The sequence below is a fragment of the Nocardia harenae NBRC 108248 genome (assembly GCF_001612885.1).
Taxonomy (GTDB): Bacteria; Actinomycetota; Actinomycetes; order Mycobacteriales; family Mycobacteriaceae; genus Nocardia; species Nocardia harenae.
Genome location: NZ_BDBH01000002.1, coordinates 366,690 through 386,148 on the forward strand (window position 1 = coordinate 366,690; position 19,459 = coordinate 386,148).

Here is a 19,459-nt window from a genome sequence, read left to right on the forward strand (position 1 = left end):
CTTAGGGTAACCTAATTCTCGCCGAGCTGGGCGAGCGGGCACCAGGAGGACTTCATGCCGCACTCGACCCTCGCACCGTCGACCGCGGAACGGGTGCGCAGCGCCTGTGCGCACGCCGAGCAGGCGGTGCTCGCCATGCCGGGAATCGACCCGACACCGGTGTCGGTGCACCACGTGCGCGAGTGCGGCGACGCGGTGATCGCGGTGCCGAGCGCCTCGGTGGCCGCGGTGCTGGTCGCCAACTCCGGTGGTGGCGGCGCGCCCGCGGTCCTGGAGCTGACCGACAACGCCCCGATCGTGGTCCGCGAGCCGGTGCGCGCCCTGGTCTGGCTGCGCGGCTGGGTGCGCGCGGTGCCGCTGCCCGCGCAGCGGGCGCTCGCGGGCGAGGTCGCCAAGGAGCTGCCGCACCCGATGCTGCTCGATGTCGGGCACGGCCTGACCCTGCTCCGCGTCGTGATCAAGTCCGCCGTCGTCGCCGACTCCACCGGCGCCGAATCGGTCGACGTCGACGAGCTCCGCACCGCCGCCCCCGACCCCTTCTGCGCCATGGAGTCGGCCTGGCTCCAGCACATGGAGAGCGACCACGCCGACCTGGTCGCCATGATCGCCAGGCAGCTCCCCGCGCACCTGCAGCGCGGCATCGTGCACCCGCTCGCCATCGACCGCTACGGCCTCACCCTGCGCATCGAGGGCTTGGACGGGGACCACGACTACCGGCTTCCCTTCCGCAGCCCCGCCGACGATATCGAGGAACTCAGCCGCGCGGTCCGCACTCTGGCGGGCTGCCCGTTTCTGAACGGGTTGCGCAGGATCTGAGCTGGAGTTCCGCGGCTGACTAGATTCGCTGTCATGACCGCCGGCCCCGCCCCTGCTACTCCGCTCGACGAGTCCGAGCGGCGCGCGCTCCGGATCGAGGTCGTGCTGGTCCTCGTACTCACCTTCGGGGCGAGCGGGCTCAGCGCCGCGCTCTCGCTGCTGGAGAGCGCGCTGCGGCCGGGCGGGGTCGGCAGCCGGACCGTCGCGCTGAACGCCTCGCGCGCCGACCAGCCCCTGCTCGACCTGGCCTTCCAGCTGCTCGGCGTGCTCCGGCTGGCGGCGTGGGCGGCGCTCGGGCTCTACCTGCTGTGGCGCAGCGGGATCGGGCCGCGGCTGCTCGGGCTGGCCCGCGACCGGTGGCGCGGGGACCTGCTGGCCGGGCTCGGCTTCACCGCGCTGATCGGGCTGCCCGGGCTCGGGCTCTACCTGATCGCGCACGCGCTCGGCTTCAGCGTGACGATCGTGCCGAGCTCGCTCGGCGAGCACTGGTGGCGGCTTCCCGTGCTCATTCTCTCCGCCTGCGCCAACTCGGCGGCCGAGGAGATCCTGGTGATCGGGTACCTGCTCACCCGGTTGCGCAGCCTCGGCTGGTCGGAGAACTCGTCGCTGCTGGCCTCGGCGCTGCTGCGCGGTAGCTACCACCTCTACCAGGGGCTCGGTGGCGGGCTCGGCAATGTGGTGATGGGGCTGATCTTCGGGCGCTGGTGGCAGCGCACCGGGCGGCTCTGGCCGCTGCTGATCGCGCACGCGCTGATCGACACTATCGCCTACATCGGGTACACGGTGCTGCGCGGCCACGTCGGCTGGTTGCCCTGAGCCGCTAACACCGGCGGCCCCCTTGGTGATTCATCACGTGAGCGGGGGATCGCACCGGCCTCCCGCGGACCACCCGATCGAACCGACGGATCAGTAGAGTCTGCATGATGAACGGCGAGGACCCCCAGTACCCCGCGCGCCGGACGCCGCCGCCCGGACCGCAAGGGCGCAGGCCGGGGCCGCCGCCGCCGCACGGCGGAAATCGCGGCCCCGACGGCAGGGGGGCGCCCGCGGGCGGCCGGGGTTCGCCCGGCAGCGGCAATCCGCCCGGCCGGGGGGCGCAGGGCGGGGGTAACCCACCCCGCGATGGGAACCGGGGGTTCGGCCCCGGCGGGCAGCCACCCGGCGACGGAAACCAGGGGCGCGGGCCCGGCGGGCAGCCTCGTGGCGGGAGCCGAGGGCCCGGTCCGGAGGGACAGCCGCACCGCGACGGAAACCGGGAGCCGGGCAGAGGCGGGCCACCGCGCGCGGGCAATCGGGCACCCGGCGGGCCGCCGCCGCGCGGGGGCGATCCGCGCCGCGATCCACCGCCCGGCGAGCGCCGCATCGAGCCCACCCAGGTCGTGCGCCGGGACGGCCGCCGCGACCAGAACCGCCTCGCCTACTCGCAGTCGCCGGAGCCGGAGCAGGCCACCCGGCGCTACACCACCAAGCACCCCACCCAGCAGCCGCCGCAGCGGGCGCAACACGCGCCGACCCAGCAGCCGCCGCAGCGGGCGCAACACGCGCCGACCCAGCAGCCGCAGCCCTACCGGGACGAGCGCCGCCCGCCCCCGGGCCGCGGCCGCAACGCTCCCCCGCGCGCCCCGCAGCCGGAGCGCCCGCGCAGGCGCCGCAAGCGGCACCCCTTCCGCTGGTTCCTGGTGATCCTGCTCGTCCTGATCGTCGGCATGGTGGCGGCCGTCGTGCACCTGGACAATTCGCTGACCAGGATCGACGCGCTCGGCGCCTACGAGGGCAGGGGAGCCGACACCCCCGGCACCAACTGGCTGCTGGTCGGCTCGGACAGCAGGGCCGGGCTCTCCGAGGAGCAGGAGCAGGAGCTCGCCACCGGCGGCGAGGTCGGCTCCGAGCGCACCGACACCATCATCCTGGTGCACATCCCGAAGTCCGGGCAGGCGACGCTGGTCAGCCTGCCGCGCGACTCCTACGTCAGCATCCCCGGCTTCGGCAGGGACAAGCTGAACGCCTCCTTCTCGCTCGGCGGCCCGACGCTGCTCGTGCAGACCGTGGAGGGCGCCACCGGGCTGCGCATCGACCACTACGCGCAGATCGGCTTCGGCGGCTTCGCCTCCGTGGTCGACACCCTCGGCGGCATCGACGTCTGCCTGGACGCCCCGATCAGCGACCCGCTGGCCGGCATCGACCTGCCCGCCGGCTGCCAGACCCTGGACGGCCCGCAGTCGCTGGGCTTCGTGCGCAGCCGGGCCACCGCGCTCGCCGATATCGACCGGATGAACAACCAGCGCAAGTTCATGGCGGCGCTGCTGAAGAAGGCGACCAGCGCGGGCACGCTGGCCAATCCGTTCACGCTCTGGCCGCTGGCCACCGACACCGTCGGCTCGCTCAAGGTGGACGAGGGCGACCACCTCTGGCACCTGGGCTCGCTCGGCTGGGCGATGCGCGGCGACACGGTCAACACCTCGGTGCCGATCGGCGGCTTCGAGGACACCGACAGCGGCAATGTGCTGCTCTGGGACCGCGACCGGGCCAGCCGGTTCTTCGACGCCCTCGCCAACGATCAGCAGATTCCGGAGGACCTCCGCACGGGGTAGTTTCGAACCATGGCAGGCGCATCGGTGGAGCAGCCCTTCGCGGCGCTGCTCGGCGACCACATTCGTTTCGAGCTGACCACGTCGCAGCAGTACCTGGCGCTCGCGGTGCATTTCGACGCCGCCCGGCTGCCGCGCTCGGCGGCCTATGCGTACCGGCGCTCCGAGGACAACCGCACCGACGCGCTGCGCATGATCGGCTACCTGCTGGACCGGGAACTGCCGGTCGGGGTGGCCGGAATAGACCCCATCCGCTCGGAGTTCGCTTCGTCACAGGACGCGGCGGCGTACATCTGCGCCGTGGAGAGCGAGCGCAGCGATCGCCTCACCGATCTGGCGCAGCAGGCGCGCCGGGCGAACGACTACCTGGGCGAGCAGTTCACCGGCTGGTTTCTCGAGCAGCAGATCGGAGAGCTCGCCAGGGCGAACACGCTGGTCACCGTGGTGGAGCGGGCCGGGGGCAATCTGTTCGACGTCGAGGAATTCCTGGCGCGGGAACAGTCGGCGCGCCCGGCGCCGCCCACCGGGGCACCACCGCGTATTCCCGGAATTGCTTCCCGGAGCGGTAACTGAATTTAACATTCTATTCAGCGCGGAATTTAGGCAACACTACCCTCAATAAGGGTGTACTTGGATGACAAGGCTTTTGACCAGCACTAATCTGGTCAGCATGTCGACCCATCCGGAGCCAACGCGCAGTAAATTCCACGGCCTGCTGCAGGATCAGATCCACAATGAATTCAATGCGGAGCACCAGTACATCGCGGTAGCGGTCTGGTACGACAACGCGGATCTGCCGCAGCTCGCCAAGCTCTTCTACAAGCAGGCGGTCGAAGAGCGCAACCACGCCATGATGATCGTCCAGTACTTCCTCGATCGCGATATCAGCGTCGAGATCACCAGCGTCGACGCGGCCAAGTCGCACTTCGAGAATGCCCGCGAGCCCATCGCGCTGGCGCTGGCGCAGGAGAAGACCGTCACCGACCAGGTGGTGCAGCTCGCGAGCACCGCCCGCGAGGAGGGCGACTACCTCGGCGAGCAGTTCATGCAGTGGTTCCTGAAGGAGCAGGTCGAGGAGGTCGCTCGGATGACCACGCTGCTCACCATCGCCGATCGGGCCGGTGCCAACCTGTTCGATCTCGAGGAGTTCATCGCCCGCGAGATGGACGGTCCGTCCGACACCTCCGGCGCCCCGCACGCCGCCGGCGGGCACCTGAGCTGAGCTGTCTGGCCCGGCTTCGCCGGGCGGGTTCGCGGCCCCGGGGAGTCTCGTCGTTCAGCGCTCGAGACTCGCGCCTGCGGCGCATGCGCTTCGAGCGCTGAACGACGAGACGGGCCGCGAACGGGGCTCGTAAAACTCGCCCTCCGGGTGGTGCGGCCCGGCTTCCATAGGAAGCCGGGCCCGTTGGCATTTCGTCAGCGCAAGGTGACTTGGCGGGAGCGGAGGCCATCGCGGGAGCGCCGCTCCTCGGAGCTGAGCGGCTCGCTCGAGGCGAGGGCGTCGGCCAGGCGGGCGGCGAAATCGTCGGCGGGGGTGGCCCATTCGTCGGGGTGCCGCTCGCGGTCCAGGTCGAAGACGGGGACGAGCAGGCCGTGCGTGCGGAAGGTGCCCGCGAAGCGCGAGCCGTCACCGAGGTGCAGCCCGCCGGCGGCGTGCAGCCGGGCCAGCGCCGCCATCAGCTCGTCCTCCGGCTCCGGGCGGACCCAGCGCACGTGCGCCTTCTCCCCGGCATCCACCCACCAGGCGGCGCCGGCGGAGTCCGGGCCGAGCGCGATCCGCGCCGATGGCATGATTGCCTGCTTGGCCTGCTCGATGGTCGCGGCCACCTGGGCGTCCGGGACGACGCCCTCCGGCACCCACCAGTCGAAGTCCTGGTGCACGGTCAGCTCGAGGTCGGCGCCGGGATCGAGGACGTCGGTCAGGGTCGGTCCGCCCTCGATGGCATCCGCGCTGTTCAGCGACTCGCCACCCGCGGCGGATTGGGTCCACAGCACGGCGGCGGCGAGGTCGGCCGCCGGGTCGGGGCCCTGCTGCTGCACCTGGATGCCGACGAAGCCGACCTCCTCGTCACCGGCGCGCACCAGCGCGGCCACCGCGCCGGGCAGCACCGTCGCCAGCACCACCGAGCGCTCGGCGGCCACGCCGGGCGCGAGCTTCAGGGTCGCGGTCGCGGAGGGCACGAACTCGCGGAGCGCGACCAGGTCGCACTCCGCGGCCAGTCCCTGGAACGGCCGGGTGACGGCATTGGCCGCCTGCTCCTGCGCCGCCCGGCGCTCGGCGAGCCGCTTGGCCCGGTTGCCGTCGGGCTTCGGAGTGTTGCGCTTGCTCTTACCCACGGGGGGTCAACCTACAGGGTCGGGGCGCCGGTGCGCGTCAAGCGGGGGCGGCGAGCAGCGCCTTGGTGCGGCCGGGGTGGTTGGTGGCCACCCAGCTGACCCCGAGTTCGGCGCAGAGCGTGACGTCCTCCGGGTCGTCGACGGTCCAGCAGTAGGTGGCCCGGCCCGCCGCCGCGGCCTTGTCCACCAGCTCCGGGTGCTCGCGCAGGGTCTTGACCGACGGCCCGACGGCGGTGGCGCCGACCGTGGTGGCCGCGCTGCCGCCGAGGTAGCGCGAGGACTCGCCGAGCAGCACCGTCGGCAGCAGCGGCGCGGCGCGGCGAATCCGCCAGACCGCGCTCGCCGCGAACGACATCACCACCGCGCGCGAGTGGTCGGCCGAGGCCGGGGTCGCGATGCCGAAGCGCTGCAGCTCGGCGAGCAGCTTGTTCTCCACCAGCGCGCCGTACCGCACCGGGTGCTTGGTCTCGATGAAGAGCTTGGTCGGGCGGCTGCGCCAATCAAGCACCAGCTGGATCAGCTCGGCGAGGGTGAGCAGCCCGGCCGGGGCGCCGGGCGCGCCGAAGTCGAGGTCGGCCAGCTCGGCCAGGGTGAGCTCGCTGACCACGCCGCTGCCGTCGGAGGTGCGGTCGACGGTGCGGTCGTGCACGCAGACCAGGTGCCCGTCGCGGGTGAGCCGGACGTCGCACTCGACCCCGTCGGCACCCTGCTCGAGCGCCAGCTCGTAGGCGGCGATGGTGTGTTCCGGCCGCGCCGCCGAGGCGCCGCGGTGCGCGACCACGAACGGCGCGCGACTGCCCTGGGTCACTTGGCCCCGACCTCCTCCTGTTCGCGGTCGCCCGCTTCGTCGCCGGTATTGTCACCCGCCGCCGACCCCGGGCGCGCGTCGGCGGCCGATTGTGGCTGCTCGGTGCGGTGCAGCGGCTCGATGACCGGGACCGCCGGGTCGACGGCGACGGTCATCCGGTGCGAGATCCGGGTGCGGCCGCGCAGGTCGCGGCCCGCCAGGGCGTTCAGCACGCCGAGCGTCAGCAGCGCGACGGCGGCGGCGAGCAGGTCGGTCAGCGCGGTGACGAGCACGCCGTCCGCCTTCGCCTGCAGCGAGTCGGCGGTGCGCCAGCAGAGCGCGGCCACCGCGACCAGCCCGCCGAGCACCCAGACCGCCCACCAGATCCGGATAACCCGCAGTGCGCGCGGGTCATCCCGGCCGGTGAGCGCCTCGGTGAGGAAGACACCGGGCCAGACCAGGTTCAGCACCGGGATCAGGCTGCCGAGCAGCAGTGCGCGCGGCGAGCGCGGATCCCGCCTGCCGACCCGGGCGTAGGCGGCCCGGCGCAGCTGGATCAGCCTTGCCACCGCGGCGATGGCGGCGAGCAGCGCGAGCAGGGCGGCCAGCACCGCGAAGGTGAGCACCGCCGCGTCCGAGATGCGGAGCAGCAGCGGCTCGACCAGCCGGGTGCGGTTGTAGAGCAGGATGGCGTAGCGCCCGAGCTCGGCGAGCGCGGCGAGCACGAAGGCGACCGCGGTCCAGAGCAGCAGCTTCCCGGCCGCCGCGGCGGCGCGGTCGAGCCTGCTCGCCGGCGCGGCGCTCGGCTCGGCGGGGGTGTCGAGCAGGCCCCAGCGCGGGATCTCGGTGTAGCGCGGGGTGCCGGCGACGGCCTCCGGCGGACGCCTGCCGCCGCGGGCGGCGCGGTGTTCGGGTCCGCGCGCGACCCAGCGGTAGTTGCGCCGCTCCGGCGGCGCGTCCACCGGCCCGGGCGAGAGCAGGACGCCGCGGCAGCGCGGGCACCAGTGCATGGGCGCACCGTGCACCGCCCAGCGCGCGCCACACCGGGCGCAAGGCTGCACCACCGTACTCACACGGACCCCGCCCTTCAGTAGATTCGCGCCTCGTGGTCGCCGTCGGCGGCGAGCGGACGCCCCTGCTGCTGCCAGGACACCATGCCACCGCCGACGTTCACCGCCTCGTACCCGATGGTCGCCAGGTACTTCACCACCTCCAGCGACCGCCCGCCCTGGCGGCAGATCACGTAGATGTCGGCGTCCGGGTCGAGCTCGCCGACCCGGGCGGGCACGTCGGCCATCGGGATGTGCACCGCGCCGGGCGCGTGGCCGAGGCGCCACTCGTCGTCCTCGCGGACATCGAGCAGGATCGCCGGTGGGGTGACCGCCGCCGGGGCGGCCGAGTCGAACGCGCCGGGAACCTCCCGGACCGGAACCGTCGGAACATCGGGGCTCGTCACGGTTTCGATCCTGCCATGCGTGCCGGGCGGCCGTGCGATTGTGCGCCCCGGGTATCCACAGCTGACCGCTCCCGCCGGATCTCCGCATCGCCCGCCCGCGCATTCGACAGCGCGAACGGGCATGGGGTAGGTTTCGAAGCTCCGGCGCCGGACGCCGCCCTCGATCTCTCCGCGTTGTGCATAGCCATGACCGAGTTATCCACAGATTCCACAACCTGATCCACAGGGGTCAGCTATCGCCTTGTGTGCGATTCACAGGCGGCGACTATCACACTCGGCGAACCAGTTACCTCCTGGCGAACACCGCCGGGTGAGCTGTCCACCGAGTTATCCACAGGCTGCCGGTTTCGCCGGCGGCGGGAGCGACCGATCCGGGACTCCCCTCCAAACATCCCGGAGCGGCCACTCGCCGCCGGCTCGGAACCCAGGGAGGCTCCGATATCTAGTTGGACGGCGCCGGGGGTGATTCGGTTCCCTCAACTACCGATCTCCCCGCCGGTCCACGGGACTCTTCCTGCGGAAACACCGACGTCCGGCGGGAGGATCGGTAGCCTGGCGCTATGACCAGCGGCGCGCGGCAAACGGCACTCGACCCCACTTCGACGCCGGAAACCGCACCGGGCGCGGCACCCGGCGAGGTGGTGGCCCGGCGTGATGCCGGGCACGATTCCCGCGCCCTCGACCCGCTGCTCGACAGCGAGGGGCTGAATATCGCGCTCGCCGAGGCGGTCTGCCTCGGCTCGGCCTTCGACCCGCACGGCCGCACGCTCTGCCTGGAGCTGGAGGTGCTGCGGCTACCGGAGACCCGCTCCGGGGTCGCCGCTGAGCACCGGGACGGCCGGGTCCGGCTGACGCTGCGCGGGGTCGGCCGGGTGGCCGCCTCGCTGCGCAGCCAGCGCTGGAACCACGTCGACGCCGATATCCTCCCGCTCGCCCCCGACACGCTGGACCAGGCGATCAAGAGCTTCGGCGGCGGCAGGCTGCACGGCTGGGAGTTCGTCGACGTGGACGACAGCGGCTGGTCGCTCTGGCGCGAACTGCTCAGCTTCGACGCGGTGCTGGACACCGAGCGTCCGAGCGCGCACGTCTTCGAGTTCTCTCAGGAGGAGGGGGTCGACCCGCGGGAACTGGACGTCCGGGTGTGGTTCGATGAACTCTCGGTACACGACGCGACCGGCGCCGAGCTCTCCCCCGCGCACTTCGTGGCGGACGGAAAGCGCTGGTGGGCGGCGCACGACGCCGGCGACCCGAGGGCGGTCCGGCCCGGCATCGCGCCGCCGCTGTGATCGGCGTGCGCGGAATACCGTGCCGAGACGCCGGTTGATACCCAGCGGGTGTACGAATGATGGTCGGGGGTGCGGTCGAGCCGGATCGCGCCCCGGCCCGACACAGGAAGGGACAACGTGGCTGAGTACACGCTGCCGGATCTGGATTACGACTACAGCGCCCTGGAGCCCCACATCTCCGGGCAGATCAACGAGATTCACCATTCGAAGCACCACGCCGCCTACGTGGCGGGCGTGAACACCGCGCTGGAGAAGCTGGAGGGCGCCCGCGAAGCGGGTGACCACGGCGCCATCTTCCTGCACGAGAAGAACCTCGCCTTCCACCTCGGCGGTCACGTCAACCACTCCATCTGGTGGAAGAACCTCTCCCCGAACGGCGGCGACAAGCCGGTCGGCGAGCTGGCCTCCGCGATCGACGACCAGTTCGGCTCGTTCGACAAGTTCCGCGCGCAGTTCACCGCCGCGGCCAACGGCCTGCAGGGCTCCGGCTGGGCCGTGCTCGGCTACGACACCCTGGGCCAGAAGCTGCTCACCTTCCAGCTCTACGACCAGCAGGCCAACGTGCCGCTCGGCATCATCCCGCTGCTCCAGGTGGACATGTGGGAGCACGCCTTCTACCTGCAGTACAAGAACGTGAAGGCGGATTACGTGACCGCGTTCTGGAACGTGGTCAACTGGGCGGACGTCCAGGATCGCTTCGCCAAGGCGACCAGCCAGGCCAAGGGCCTGATCTTCGGCTGAGCCGACCCCGCCCCGGCGGCCCGCGGACGAATTCCGCGGGCCGTCGTGTGTTTCGGGCAGGTGAAACGTGGTCGCTGGCAGTCGTTGGTACTTGTGTGCCAGATGATCTCTGCGTCATCCTCGAAGCTCCCACCGCACGGGAGGCAGCCATGCGCGCGAACGAACCCATCGGCATCACGCCGTTCCACGCCAGCGGGGTATTACGCGGCTTCGTGATCTCCGGCCGCTGGCCGGACAGCACCAAGGAGTGGGCCCAGTTCCTGATCCTGGCGGTCCGGGTGGCCTCCATGCCGGGACTGCTCGCCACCACCACCGTCTTCGGGGTGCGCGAAGACCTGCCCGACGACCCGGCGCCCGGCACCATCGGCATGGTGCTCGCGGAGGGGCCGGTGCTCGGCGAGGAGGCGCTGCCGCCCGGCCGGTTCGCCGACCCGGTGCCGCCCGCGCTGATCATGCTGCACCCGCCGTCGGAGACGAAGCCCACACTCCCGGAGTGCGCGGGCGCGGCCTCCGGGTGCGTGCTGCTGCCCGGGGTGCCGCACCTGGGGCTCCAGCACCGCGCGGCATGGGCCGAGGCGGAATCGGACGGAACGGTGACGTCGCTGGTCAGCCGGGTCGGGCTGGACCCGATCAGCGATCCCGACACCGCGGTTCTGGCCATGCTGCTCGCCGCTTGAGGGTTCCCTAACTTTTTGCACCGGGATTCCCAAACTTATTGTGGCGGTTGCCTTTTGATGAGAACGGTATTGCCCTACCCGCGTTTCCGCAGGTAGCTTCGATATCGTGCTCACCACCGCAATGCTGGCCATCGGCATCGTCTTCCTCGCCGAGCTCGGCGACAAGTCGCAGCTGATGGCGCTGACATTCGCGCTCAAGTACCGCTGGTGGGTGGTGCTGAGCGGGATCGCCGTCGCCGCCGCCGGGGTGCACCTGATCTCGGTCGGGGTGGGCTACTTCCTCGGCTCGGCGCTGCCCACCACGGCCATCGCGCTGCTGGCGGCGGTGATCTTCCTCGCGGTCGGGGTGTGGACGCTGCGCGAGCACGCGGGCGGCGCAGGCGACGAGGGCGAGGAGGAGCCGCGGCTCGCCACGAGGGCGGCGCCGTTCTTCGTGGTCAGTTCGGCCTTCCTGCTGGCCGAGCTGGGCGATCGCACCATGTTCGCCACCGCGGCGCTGGCCACCGACTACGACTGGCTGGGGGTGTGGATCGGCTCCACCGTCGGCATGGTGGCCGCCGACGCGCTCGCCATCGCGCTCGGCATCCTGCTCGGCAGGCACCTGCCCGAGCACGCCATCGGCATCGGCTCCGGGCTGCTCTTCCTCTACTTCGGCGCGCTGACCGGGCTCGGCACCGTGCTCGCGACGCCGCTCGCCGCGCCGCTCGCGCTGCTCGCCCCCGCGCTCGCGGGCACGGTGCTGCTGGTGGTGCGGCGCAGGCGCGCGGAGCGGCCCGCCGCGCCGCCGGTGCCCGCCGAGCGCTGAGCGCTCAGCGCCGCGCGGGCTCGGCGAAGGCGTTGCCGTAGAGCACCCCGCCGCGGTGCACCAGATCGAGCAGCGGCGCGCGCAGCGCGCGCACCCCGGCCATATCGCCCGCGGCGATCCGCCCGGTCACCATGCCGCCGATCGCGGCGGCCAGCGCGGCGCAGGCGAACATCTGCGCGTCGGTCTGCACGTCGAGCACCTCGGCGAGCAGCTCGACGAAGAGCCGCTGCAGCTCCGCCCTGCGGGCGACCGCGGGCGAGCCGACCGCGAACACCTCGACCAGGAAGACCCGCGCGCTGGCCGGGTCGTCGACCAGGTGGTCGAGGTACGCCTCGAGAATCCGGTCCATCCGGTTGCTCCGCATGGTCCGCTCGTCCACCGTCTCCGGGTCGTCCACCATGGCCGCCGCGCGCTCGATCTTGTCCAGCAGCAGCGTCACCGCGCGCTCGTAGGTGGCCTCGAAGCAGTGCTCCTTGGAGCGGAACTGCTCGTAGAAGGTCTCCCGCGACACCCCGGCGCGCTTCAGGATGGCCGCCACCGACGTCCCGATGTAGCCGTACTCCACCATCGCCTCGGCCATCGCGCTCAGGATGCGCTCCCGCTGCGACGCCACCACCTGCTCGCGGGGCAGGCCGTGCCGCCCGCGCGGCAGATGGCGGAGGCTCGGCGTCGGTTCGGTCATGTGGGTCGGCTCCGTAGCTCGGGGGTAGCGCCGCCGGAGATCATGAACGGGCCACCAGGCCTGTCCATTGTGCACAACCCGGGGTCAGGCCGATCGCTCGATCGTGCGCGTGCGCGACGGCTGGTCGGTGGTGAAGCCGGCCCGCTCGGTGCGCGCGATCTCCACCGCCTGCTCGACGCCGTGCCGCAGGGCCAGGTCGATCACGCGCTGGGCGATCCCGCGGAAGGGGAGCACCCCGGCCACCCACCACGGGGAGGCCACCTGCCGCCTGCGCCGCAGAATGGCGCGCTCGAGCGTATCGATCGCCGGGCCGAGCGGGGCGACGCCGGACACCGTGGCCCGGCCCAGGATGGCGCGCGCGGCCGCGGTGCCGAAGCCGCGCGAGGTCATGTCGGTGTCCAGTTCGGCGAAATACGCGATGCCGACCTTGGCGCCGGTGTGCCTGATCTCGTGCCGCAGCGTGTTGCCAAGCACCTCGACCCCGGCCTTGCTGACGCTGTACGCCCCCGCCAGCGGCAGGTGCACCGCCCCGGCCAGCGACGACACCAGCAGCACGTAGCCGCCGGGGTGCGCGACGTGCGGGCCGGTGGCGCGCAGCGTGTAATAGACGCCGAGCACGTTCACCGCGAGCATCTCCTCCAGCACCGCGGCCTCCCCGCCGAGCAGCGGGAACTGCCGGGCGATGCCCGCGTTCGCGACGACGACGTCGAGCCCGCCGAGTTCGCCGACGAGGGTGCGGACCACCCGCTCCACCTGGGCCTGGTCGCCCACGTCGCAGTAGCGCCACGGGGCGTCGCCACAGTCGGCGGCGACATCGGCGAGCAGGTCCGGCTCCAGCCCGAGCAGCGCCACCGCGGCGCCGCGCGCGTGCAGCTGCCTGGCCAGCGCGGCGCCGATACCGCGCGCGGCGCCGGTGATCAGAATCTTGCGGCCGGCTAGCGAAGCACCGGCGGACAGCTTCATGACCCGACGATACCACCTCACGAACAATGATGTTCGCAATTCATCGGGCAGGGACGCGGGCGGACCGGAAATTCCGACCGGTTAGGGTGCGAATGACCCAGAGCCAATGGGCTGTCACGAACGAGAGGACCATCGTGGAGATTTCGGGTTCCGCCGCCATCGTCACCGGAGGGGCATCCGGCCTCGGTGCCGCCACCGCAAAGCGCTTCGCTGACCTGGGTGCGACCGTGTTCGGACTGGACGTGCCGCAGTCGATCGAGCGCGCGGGCGACAACGTACCCGACGGCGTCACGCTGCTGGCCGCCGATGTCACCAGTGGTGACGAGGTCGCCGCCGCGGTGGCGAAGGTCGTCGAGTCCGGCGTCCCGCTGCGCATCGTGGTGAACTGCGCCGGGGTCGGCTGGGCCGGGCGCATCCTGTCCAAGAACGGCCCGCACGATTTGGAGCTGTTCCGTCAGGTCATCACGGTGAACCTGCTCGGCTCGTTCAACGTCATGCGGCTGGCCGCCGACGCCATCGCGAAGACCGACCCGGTGGACGATTTCGGCCAGCGCGGTGTGGTGATCAACACCGCATCGGTGGCGGCGTTCGAGGGCCAGGTCGGCCAGATCGCCTACTCCGCCTCCAAGGGCGGCGTGCACGGCATGACCGTTCCGGCCGCGCGCGACCTCGCGCAGTTCGGCATCCGGGTGAACACCATCGCCCCCGGCATCATCGACACCCCGATGCTGGCCGGTGTCACCGAGGAGTACCGCAAGGGGCTGGAGGCGGGCGTGCCGTTCCCGTCCCGGCTCGGCCGCCCGGACGAGTACGCGCAGCTCTCGCAGTACATCGTCGAGCACGACTACCTGAACGGCGAGACCATCCGGATGGACGGCGCGCTGCGCATGGCCCCGCGCTAGGCTCCCCGCCTCGACCGAACCCCCCTCGGCTCCGGCCGCGAGGGGTTCGTCGTCTCAGTCCAGCTGCGGCTTGTGCCCGATGCCGAGCAGCGCGATGGCGGGCAGTGGCTGGTTCGGGCGGTACCGCCGGTCCAGGTGTTCCCGGACCCGGCGGGAGCGCTCGGCCCACAGCTCCGCGCCCCACAGCTTCCGCATGACCTGCAATGCGGCGCTGCTGCGCACCATGGTCTCCCAGAGCTCGACGCCGTCGGCGAAGCGGGTGACGATGGAGTGCCGCTGGATCACCACCCCGTGGAACCCGGCTGTGCGCAGCTCGCTCTGGAACACCTCGGGGTTCTCCAGGCCGAGGAAGTCCTGCTGCGGCTCGCCGAGTTCGGGCACCGCCTCGGCGAACGCCTCGTACAGCACCGTCAGCAGCGGGGATTCACAGATCGGCGCCCAGTTCGAGACGACGACGGTGCCGCCGGGGCGGAGCACCCGGTAGAGCTCGCCGAGCGCGCGGTAGCGGTCGGGAAGGAACATCAGCCCGAACATGGAGAAGGCGGCGTCGAAGCTGCGGTCGGCGTAGGGCAGCACCCTGGCATCGGCGACGTCGGTGACGATGTTGTCCAGCTCGGCGGCGGCTGCCGCGGCCTCCAGCAAACGCAGCATCCCCGGCGAGATGTCGACCGCGAAGACCCGGCCTGCCCGCTCGGCGGCCGACAGCGTGAGCGCGCCGGTGCCCGCGGCCACATCCACCACCGCCGACTCGCTGGTCAGCGCGGCGAACTCCAGCGCGAGCGCGGCGAAGGGCCGCATGATCGCGGCGGCGAATTCCCCGTACCCGGCCGCGACCGCGTCCCAGACCTCAGCGGTCTCCAGCGGACTCCCCGACATGTTCCGACGATCCTTCCGACCGCACCAGACTACGTCCGCATCCTTCCGGCAAACCGCGGTCGGCGAAATCGTGCGGAAAACGGACGTGCGGTCGGGGGCCGGTCGCGACCGGCCCCCGACGGGAGATCACACCGTCCGGGTGAGCCGATCGGTGAGCAGGTGCGCGAACCGCGCCGGGTCTTTCAGCTCGCCGCCCTCGGCCAGCACCGCGGTGCCGTAGAGCAGCTCCGCGGTCTCCGCCAGCTCCGGCACCTTGCCCGCATCGGCATCGTCGCGGCGGGTGTCGTAGGCGTCGCGCAAGCCGGTGACCAGCGGGTGCGCCGGATTGAGCTCCAGAATCCGCTTGGACTCCGGCAGCTCCTGCCCGGAGGCGCGGTACATCCGCTCCAGCATGGGGGTGAAGTCGAAGACGTCACCGACCAGGCAGGCGGGCGAGGAGGTCAGCCGGGACGACAGCCGGACCTCCTTGACCTGGTCGGAGAGGGTGTTGCCGAGCCAGCCGAGCAGCTCGGCGAACTCCTTGTCCTGCTGCTCGCGCAGCGCCTCGGAGGCCTTCTTCTCCTCCTCGGTCTCCAGGTCGACCTCGCCCTTGGCGATCGAGGTGAACGGCTTGCCGTCGAACTCCGGCACCGAGCCGACCCACATCTCGTCCACCGGGTCGGTCAGGATGAGCACCTCGCGCTCCTTGGCGCGGAACGCCTCCAGGTGCGGGGAGCTCTCCACCTGCTGCCGGTTCTCACCGGTCATGTAGTAGATCGCGTCCTGCCCCTCCGGCATCCGCTCCACGTACTGCGCCAGCGTGGTCAGCTCGGAGTCGGAGTGCGTCGAGGCGAACGACGACACCTGGAGCAGCGTCTCCCGATTGTCGAAGTCGTTGAGCAGCCCCTCCTTGAGCACCCGGCCGAACTCGCGCCAGAAGGTCTGATATTTGGACTGGTCCGCGGTGTCTTCCGAGCCCTGCAGGTCCTTGACCGTCGAGAGCACCTTGCGCACCAGCCGCTTGCGGATCATCTGGATCTGCCGGTCCTGCTGCAGGATCTCGCGCGAGACATTGAGCGAGAGGTCCTGCGCGTCCACCACGCCCTTGACGAAGCGCAGGTACTCCGGCATCAGCTCCTCGCAGTTGTCCATGATGAACACCCGCTTGACGTAGAGCTGCACCCCGCGCTTGTGCTCCCGGGTGAACAGGTCGAACGGCGCGGTGGAGGGAAGGAAGAGCAGCGCCTGGTACTCGAAGGTGCCCTCGGCCTTGAGCGGGATGATCTCCAGCGGATCGTCCCAGGCGTGGCTGACGTGCTTGTAGAACTCGGTGTACTCCTCGTCGGAGACCTCCGAGCGGGGGCGGGTCCAGAGCGCCTTCTGCGAGTTGAGCGTCTGGTCCTCGACGACGGTCTTCTCGGTCTTCTCCTCGCCCTCGCCCTCGGTGACGGTGCGCTCGACCCGCATCCGGATCGGCCAGGCGATGAAATCGGAGTACTTCTTGACGATCTCCCTGAGCTTCCACTCCAGGGTGTAGTCGAAGAGGTGGTCGTCCTCGTCGGCGGGCTTGAGGTGCAGCCCGACCGAGGTGCCCTGCGGGGCGTCCGGGACGGTCTCGATGGTGTAGGTGGAGCTGCCCGCGGCGGCCTCCCACCTGGTGCCCTCGGTCTCCCCCGCCTTCCGCGTGGTCAGCACGACCTTGTCGGCGACCATGAAGGTCGAGTAGAAGCCGATGCCGAACTGGCCGATGAGTTCGCCCGCGTCGGTGCTCTTGGCCTCCGCGAGCTGTTTGCGGAGCTCGGCCGTGCCGGACTTGGCGAGCGTCCCGATCAGATCCACGACCTCGGCGCGGGACATGCCGATGCCGTTGTCCCGCACGGTGAGCGTGCGCGCCTCGGTGTCGGTCGCCAGCTCGATATGCAGATCCGAGGTGTCGACCTCGAGATCCTTGTCGCGGTAGGACTCCAGCCGTAGCTTGTCCAGCGCGTCGGAGGAGTTCGAGATCAGCTCGCGAAGGAAGGTGTCCTTGTTGGAGTAGACCGAGTGGATCATCAGCTCGAGCAGCTGATGGGTCTCCGCCCGGAACTCGAGTTGTTCGACGTGCTCTGTCACGTCGCGATGATACGACGGGCGAAATCGTCGAGAGCAGGAACCTCCAGGTCCGCGCGCTCGGTCATCCACTCGCGCAGTGCCAGGGTGGCGCGGACGTCGTCCTCGTTGTACTCCAGCAGCCGGGTGCGCTGGGTCGGGTCCGGCGCGGCCTCGTACCCGACGGCGCGGCGGTACCAGCTCATGGAGGCCTCGCCACCGGCCTCCGGGTCGCGCCAGGCGAACCCCGCCACCGGCGCGATCTTCTTCAGTCCCTTGCCGTTCGGGCAGATGAACTGCTCGGAGACGGCCTGGAACATGTCCACCCACTCCGGCCCGTCCACGAAGGCGCGCACCTGCTCGACGGTCGGCACCCCCGGCTTGCCCGCGAAGCGCCGCGCCGACTCGTAGAGCCACTTGTCCTCGGCGGTGCGCGAGTAGCAGTACGCGGCGAAGGTGCGGCCCGCGGTGTGCGCCTGCGCCCTGGTGCGCATGAGCCAGGTCCAGAACTCGCCGAAGGAGCGCGCCTCGTCCACCGTCGGCAGCGGATCCCAGGTGACGAAGGGGCGGTAGACGCCGTCGAGCAGGGTGCCCCACAGGTAGGCGCCGAACTCCTGGAAGCTCTCCAGGTCCACGTCGACCTCGACGTCCGCGCGCTGCACCCGCACCGGCCGCACCCGGCGCACCAGCGGCGCGCCCGCGATCCAGGCCCGCGCGGTGACCACGGCCTCTACGAACGGGCCGTGCTGCCAGTCCTCCGGCTCCGGGCCGCGCCAGGCGGCCAGGTCGTCGATGGTCTGCACGCCGTGCCCGCGCAGCACCTCGGCGCGCGAGCCGGGCGCGACCAGGCTGACGTCCCTGCGCTCGGCGAGCACGCCCTCGCAACCGGGACTGCCCCCTGGGCCGCGGCTCCACCACGGGCACTGCCTGCACTCCGGGACCTTCGAGGGCAGCGTCGGCAGCTCGCCGCGGACCACCGCGATCCGATCCGCGTAGCGCCGGTCGTACTCGGCGAGCAGCGGGCCGAGGTCGTGCACCAGGATGCGGTTCCCCTCGTAGCCGATCACCCCGCCGACCAGGGCGGGCGAGGCCAGGCCGTGGCGCTGCAGCATCCGGTAGAGGTGCGCGAGGCGCTGCTGGTCGCGCGGCTGCTGGCGCAGCCTGCGGTGCGGGTCGGGCGCGGGGTTCCAGACGTACGGGTCGGTGGTGGTGGGGTGGAAGTCGGCGGGCTCGGGCCTGCGCGGATCGGTGACCTTGTGGTTCACCACGAGCACCGGGATGTAGCCGCCGCGCTCGGCATCGCGGAGCAGGATCTCCGCGCCGCCGCGGCGGCCGGTGTCCGGCTCCTGCGGCAGCAGCGCGCCCCAGATCCGCGGGGTGCCGTCGGCGCAGGCCTGCAGGGTGGCGGCGGCCCGCTCGGCGGCGCGCCCGGCGGGGTCGATCACCACCCACTGCTCCGGCGCCGCGCCGACCAGCGCGGCGCGCACCTGCCGCCGGTGCAGCGCCGCCGCCTCGCGCCGCTCGATGACGCCCGCGTCCTCCCTGACCCCGGCGATCTGCTGCCCGTACGCCGCGTCCAGGTGCAACCGGTGCCTGCACCCGATCAGGGAGCGGGCATCGATGAACGCGGGCACGCGCTCGCCCGGTTCGTCGGCCCTGGGAGCTCTGCCCCCGTCGTCACCCGTGATCACGTGAAGCAGTATGAGCCCTACCCCCGACAGTTCCGCGAATCCGGCGGTGGCGGCCCGCCCCTGAGCAAGTAGGGTTGGGCGCGAATTGCGTGCTCGTGACCATGGCATGACGGAGGGCCTTCGATGGGGTTGTTCACCAAGCGCAAGCGGCGCCCGAGCCGGCGGGCCGAGGCCAAGGCCCTCAAGCACAAGGCGGGGCTGGAGGCCAAGCTGGTGGCCAAGAACGACCGGAAGTCGCGGCGGGCCGAGGCGCGCACCCAGCGCAAGGTGGCCAAGGCGCAGATCGCCGCCTACCAGGCCGAGGAGAAGGCCGCCGACAAGCTGGCCGCCAAGGCGGAGCGCGATCCCTTCAGCCCGGGCCAGGTGAAGAAGTACCTCGGCGTCGCCCGCATCCTGGTGCCGGTGCTCGCGCCGCTGGCCTACCGGGCCGCCACCTTCGTGCGCGGGCAGCTCGACGTGCGGCGCGCGCAGCAGCTCGGCATCGGGATCGATCAGCTCGGCGACTACGCGGGCCACGGCGGCCGGTTGCAGGCGCGGATCGCGAATACCGAAGCGGCGTTGGAGAAGGTGAGCGGCGAGGGCAAGTCGGACGACACCCGCGCCTTCGTCGGCAGCACCAGGGAGCGGCTGGAGAGCCTGAGCGCCGCCGTGCGCACCGCCGACCAGATGCCGGCCGCGCGCCGCCGCGCGGTGCACACCGCCGTCTCCAGCGAGCTCGAGGGCCTGGAGGCCGACGTGCTCGCGCGGCTCGGCGTGCGCTGACGCCCGTGCCCGCCGCCCCCGAC

General features: G+C 71.6%; 20 protein-coding genes. 11 read left to right on the top strand and 9 right to left on the bottom strand.

Annotated features, from left to right (window positions below; all coding sequences use genetic code 11):
- The first annotated feature begins 54 nt into the window (after positions 1 to 54).
- The 5 genes from NH2_RS04595 to NH2_RS04615 all read left to right on the top strand — a co-directional run bounded on the left by NH2_RS04595 (position 55) and on the right by NH2_RS04615 (position 4,626).
- Complete coding sequence (locus tag NH2_RS04595) at positions 55 to 816, top strand: DUF2470 domain-containing protein (RefSeq protein WP_067648567.1); 762 nt, start codon at positions 55 to 57, stop codon at positions 814 to 816.
- 33 nt (positions 817 to 849) lie between these two features.
- Positions 850 to 1,632, top strand: coding sequence for a CPBP family intramembrane glutamic endopeptidase (locus tag NH2_RS04600; RefSeq protein ID WP_067648569.1), 783 nt, complete (start codon positions 850 to 852; stop codon positions 1,630 to 1,632).
- A 563-nt stretch (positions 1,633 to 2,195) separates the two neighbouring features.
- Positions 2,196 to 3,407, top strand: coding sequence for an LCP family protein (locus tag NH2_RS29365; protein ID WP_439951733.1), 1,212 nt, complete (start codon positions 2,196 to 2,198; stop codon positions 3,405 to 3,407).
- A gap of 9 nt (positions 3,408 to 3,416) precedes the next feature.
- A complete protein-coding gene (locus NH2_RS04610; RefSeq protein WP_084505213.1) occupies positions 3,417 to 3,977 on the top strand; it encodes a ferritin in 561 nt (186 codons plus the stop codon).
- Positions 3,978 to 4,074: 97 nt separating this feature from the next.
- Positions 4,075 to 4,626: a ferritin gene (locus NH2_RS04615; protein ID WP_067648575.1), complete on the top strand. Its 552-nt coding sequence runs from the start codon at positions 4,075 to 4,077 to the stop codon at positions 4,624 to 4,626.
- A 194-nt stretch (positions 4,627 to 4,820) separates the two neighbouring features.
- Here NH2_RS04615 and NH2_RS04620 read toward each other — a convergent pair whose 3' ends face one another.
- From NH2_RS04620 to NH2_RS27925, 4 genes are all read right to left on the bottom strand, one after another.
- Positions 4,821 to 5,741, bottom strand: coding sequence for a DUF5926 family protein (locus tag NH2_RS04620; RefSeq protein WP_067648578.1), 921 nt, complete (start codon positions 5,739 to 5,741; stop codon positions 4,821 to 4,823).
- A 37-nt stretch (positions 5,742 to 5,778) separates the two neighbouring features.
- Positions 5,779 to 6,549: a glycerophosphodiester phosphodiesterase gene (locus NH2_RS04625; protein WP_067648581.1), complete on the bottom strand. Its 771-nt coding sequence runs from the start codon at positions 6,547 to 6,549 to the stop codon at positions 5,779 to 5,781.
- On the bottom strand, positions 6,546 to 7,538 hold the full coding sequence (locus NH2_RS04630) for a DUF4328 domain-containing protein (protein ID WP_067648584.1): 993 nt from the start codon (positions 7,536 to 7,538) through the stop codon (positions 6,546 to 6,548). Before NH2_RS04630 ends, NH2_RS04625 begins: the two co-directional genes overlap by 4 nt.
- 77 nt (positions 7,539 to 7,615) lie before the next feature.
- Entirely contained in the window at positions 7,616 to 7,984 is a 369-nt protein-coding gene (locus NH2_RS27925; protein WP_245650423.1) for a rhodanese-like domain-containing protein, read from the bottom strand.
- 560 nt (positions 7,985 to 8,544) lie between these two features.
- On the opposite strand from NH2_RS27925, the gene NH2_RS04640 reads away from it, so the two are divergent.
- The 4 genes from NH2_RS04640 (at position 8,545) to NH2_RS04655 (ending at position 11,493) form a co-directional block, all read left to right on the top strand.
- The gene (locus NH2_RS04640) at positions 8,545 to 9,270 is read left to right on the top strand and encodes a hypothetical protein (RefSeq protein WP_084505215.1); all 726 of its coding nucleotides are present in this window, start codon (positions 8,545 to 8,547) and stop codon (positions 9,268 to 9,270) included.
- A 117-nt stretch (positions 9,271 to 9,387) separates the two neighbouring features.
- Positions 9,388 to 10,011, top strand: a complete 624-nt coding sequence (locus NH2_RS04645) for a superoxide dismutase (protein WP_067648587.1) — start codon at positions 9,388 to 9,390, stop codon at positions 10,009 to 10,011.
- A 149-nt stretch (positions 10,012 to 10,160) separates the two neighbouring features.
- Positions 10,161 to 10,688 (top strand): peptidase, encoded by a 528-nt coding sequence (locus NH2_RS04650; protein ID WP_067648590.1) that lies wholly within the window; start codon positions 10,161 to 10,163, stop codon positions 10,686 to 10,688.
- A gap of 106 nt (positions 10,689 to 10,794) precedes the next feature.
- Positions 10,795 to 11,493 carry a TMEM165/GDT1 family protein gene (locus NH2_RS04655; protein WP_067648593.1) on the top strand — a complete coding sequence of 233 codons (699 nt, stop codon included), beginning with the start codon at positions 10,795 to 10,797 and terminating at the stop codon, positions 11,491 to 11,493.
- Positions 11,494 to 11,497: 4 nt separating this feature from the next.
- Here the strand turns inward: NH2_RS04655 and NH2_RS04660 are convergent, their stop codons facing one another.
- The gene (locus tag NH2_RS04660; protein WP_067648596.1) at positions 11,498 to 12,175 is read right to left on the bottom strand and encodes a TetR/AcrR family transcriptional regulator; all 678 of its coding nucleotides are present in this window, start codon (positions 12,173 to 12,175) and stop codon (positions 11,498 to 11,500) included.
- 84 nt (positions 12,176 to 12,259) lie between these two features.
- Positions 12,260 to 13,138 carry an SDR family NAD(P)-dependent oxidoreductase gene (locus NH2_RS04665; protein WP_067648597.1) on the bottom strand — a complete coding sequence of 293 codons (879 nt, stop codon included), beginning with the start codon at positions 13,136 to 13,138 and terminating at the stop codon, positions 12,260 to 12,262.
- Between the two features lie 134 nt (positions 13,139 to 13,272).
- On the opposite strand from NH2_RS04665, the gene NH2_RS04670 reads away from it, so the two are divergent.
- Positions 13,273 to 14,040: an SDR family NAD(P)-dependent oxidoreductase gene (locus NH2_RS04670; protein WP_067648600.1), complete on the top strand. Its 768-nt coding sequence runs from the start codon at positions 13,273 to 13,275 to the stop codon at positions 14,038 to 14,040.
- 54 nt (positions 14,041 to 14,094) lie between these two features.
- Here the strand turns inward: NH2_RS04670 and NH2_RS04675 are convergent, their stop codons facing one another.
- From NH2_RS04675 to NH2_RS04685, 3 genes are all read right to left on the bottom strand, one after another.
- Entirely contained in the window at positions 14,095 to 14,916 is an 822-nt protein-coding gene (locus NH2_RS04675) for a class I SAM-dependent methyltransferase (RefSeq protein WP_067648603.1), read from the bottom strand.
- 126 nt (positions 14,917 to 15,042) lie between these two features.
- Positions 15,043 to 17,007 carry a molecular chaperone HtpG gene (gene htpG, locus NH2_RS04680; RefSeq protein WP_067648606.1) on the bottom strand — a complete coding sequence of 655 codons (1,965 nt, stop codon included), beginning with the start codon at positions 17,005 to 17,007 and terminating at the stop codon, positions 15,043 to 15,045.
- Complete coding sequence (locus NH2_RS04685; protein WP_067649344.1) at positions 17,004 to 18,671, bottom strand: TM0106 family RecB-like putative nuclease; 1,668 nt, start codon at positions 18,669 to 18,671, stop codon at positions 17,004 to 17,006. The genes htpG and NH2_RS04685 overlap by 4 nt, the downstream gene beginning before the upstream one ends.
- A 126-nt stretch (positions 18,672 to 18,797) precedes the next feature.
- Here NH2_RS04685 and NH2_RS04690 point away from each other — a divergent pair, with 126 nt between their 5' ends.
- A complete protein-coding gene (locus tag NH2_RS04690; protein ID WP_067648609.1) occupies positions 18,798 to 19,436 on the top strand; it encodes a DUF6474 family protein in 639 nt (212 codons plus the stop codon).
- Positions 19,437 to 19,459: the final 23 nt, after the last annotated feature.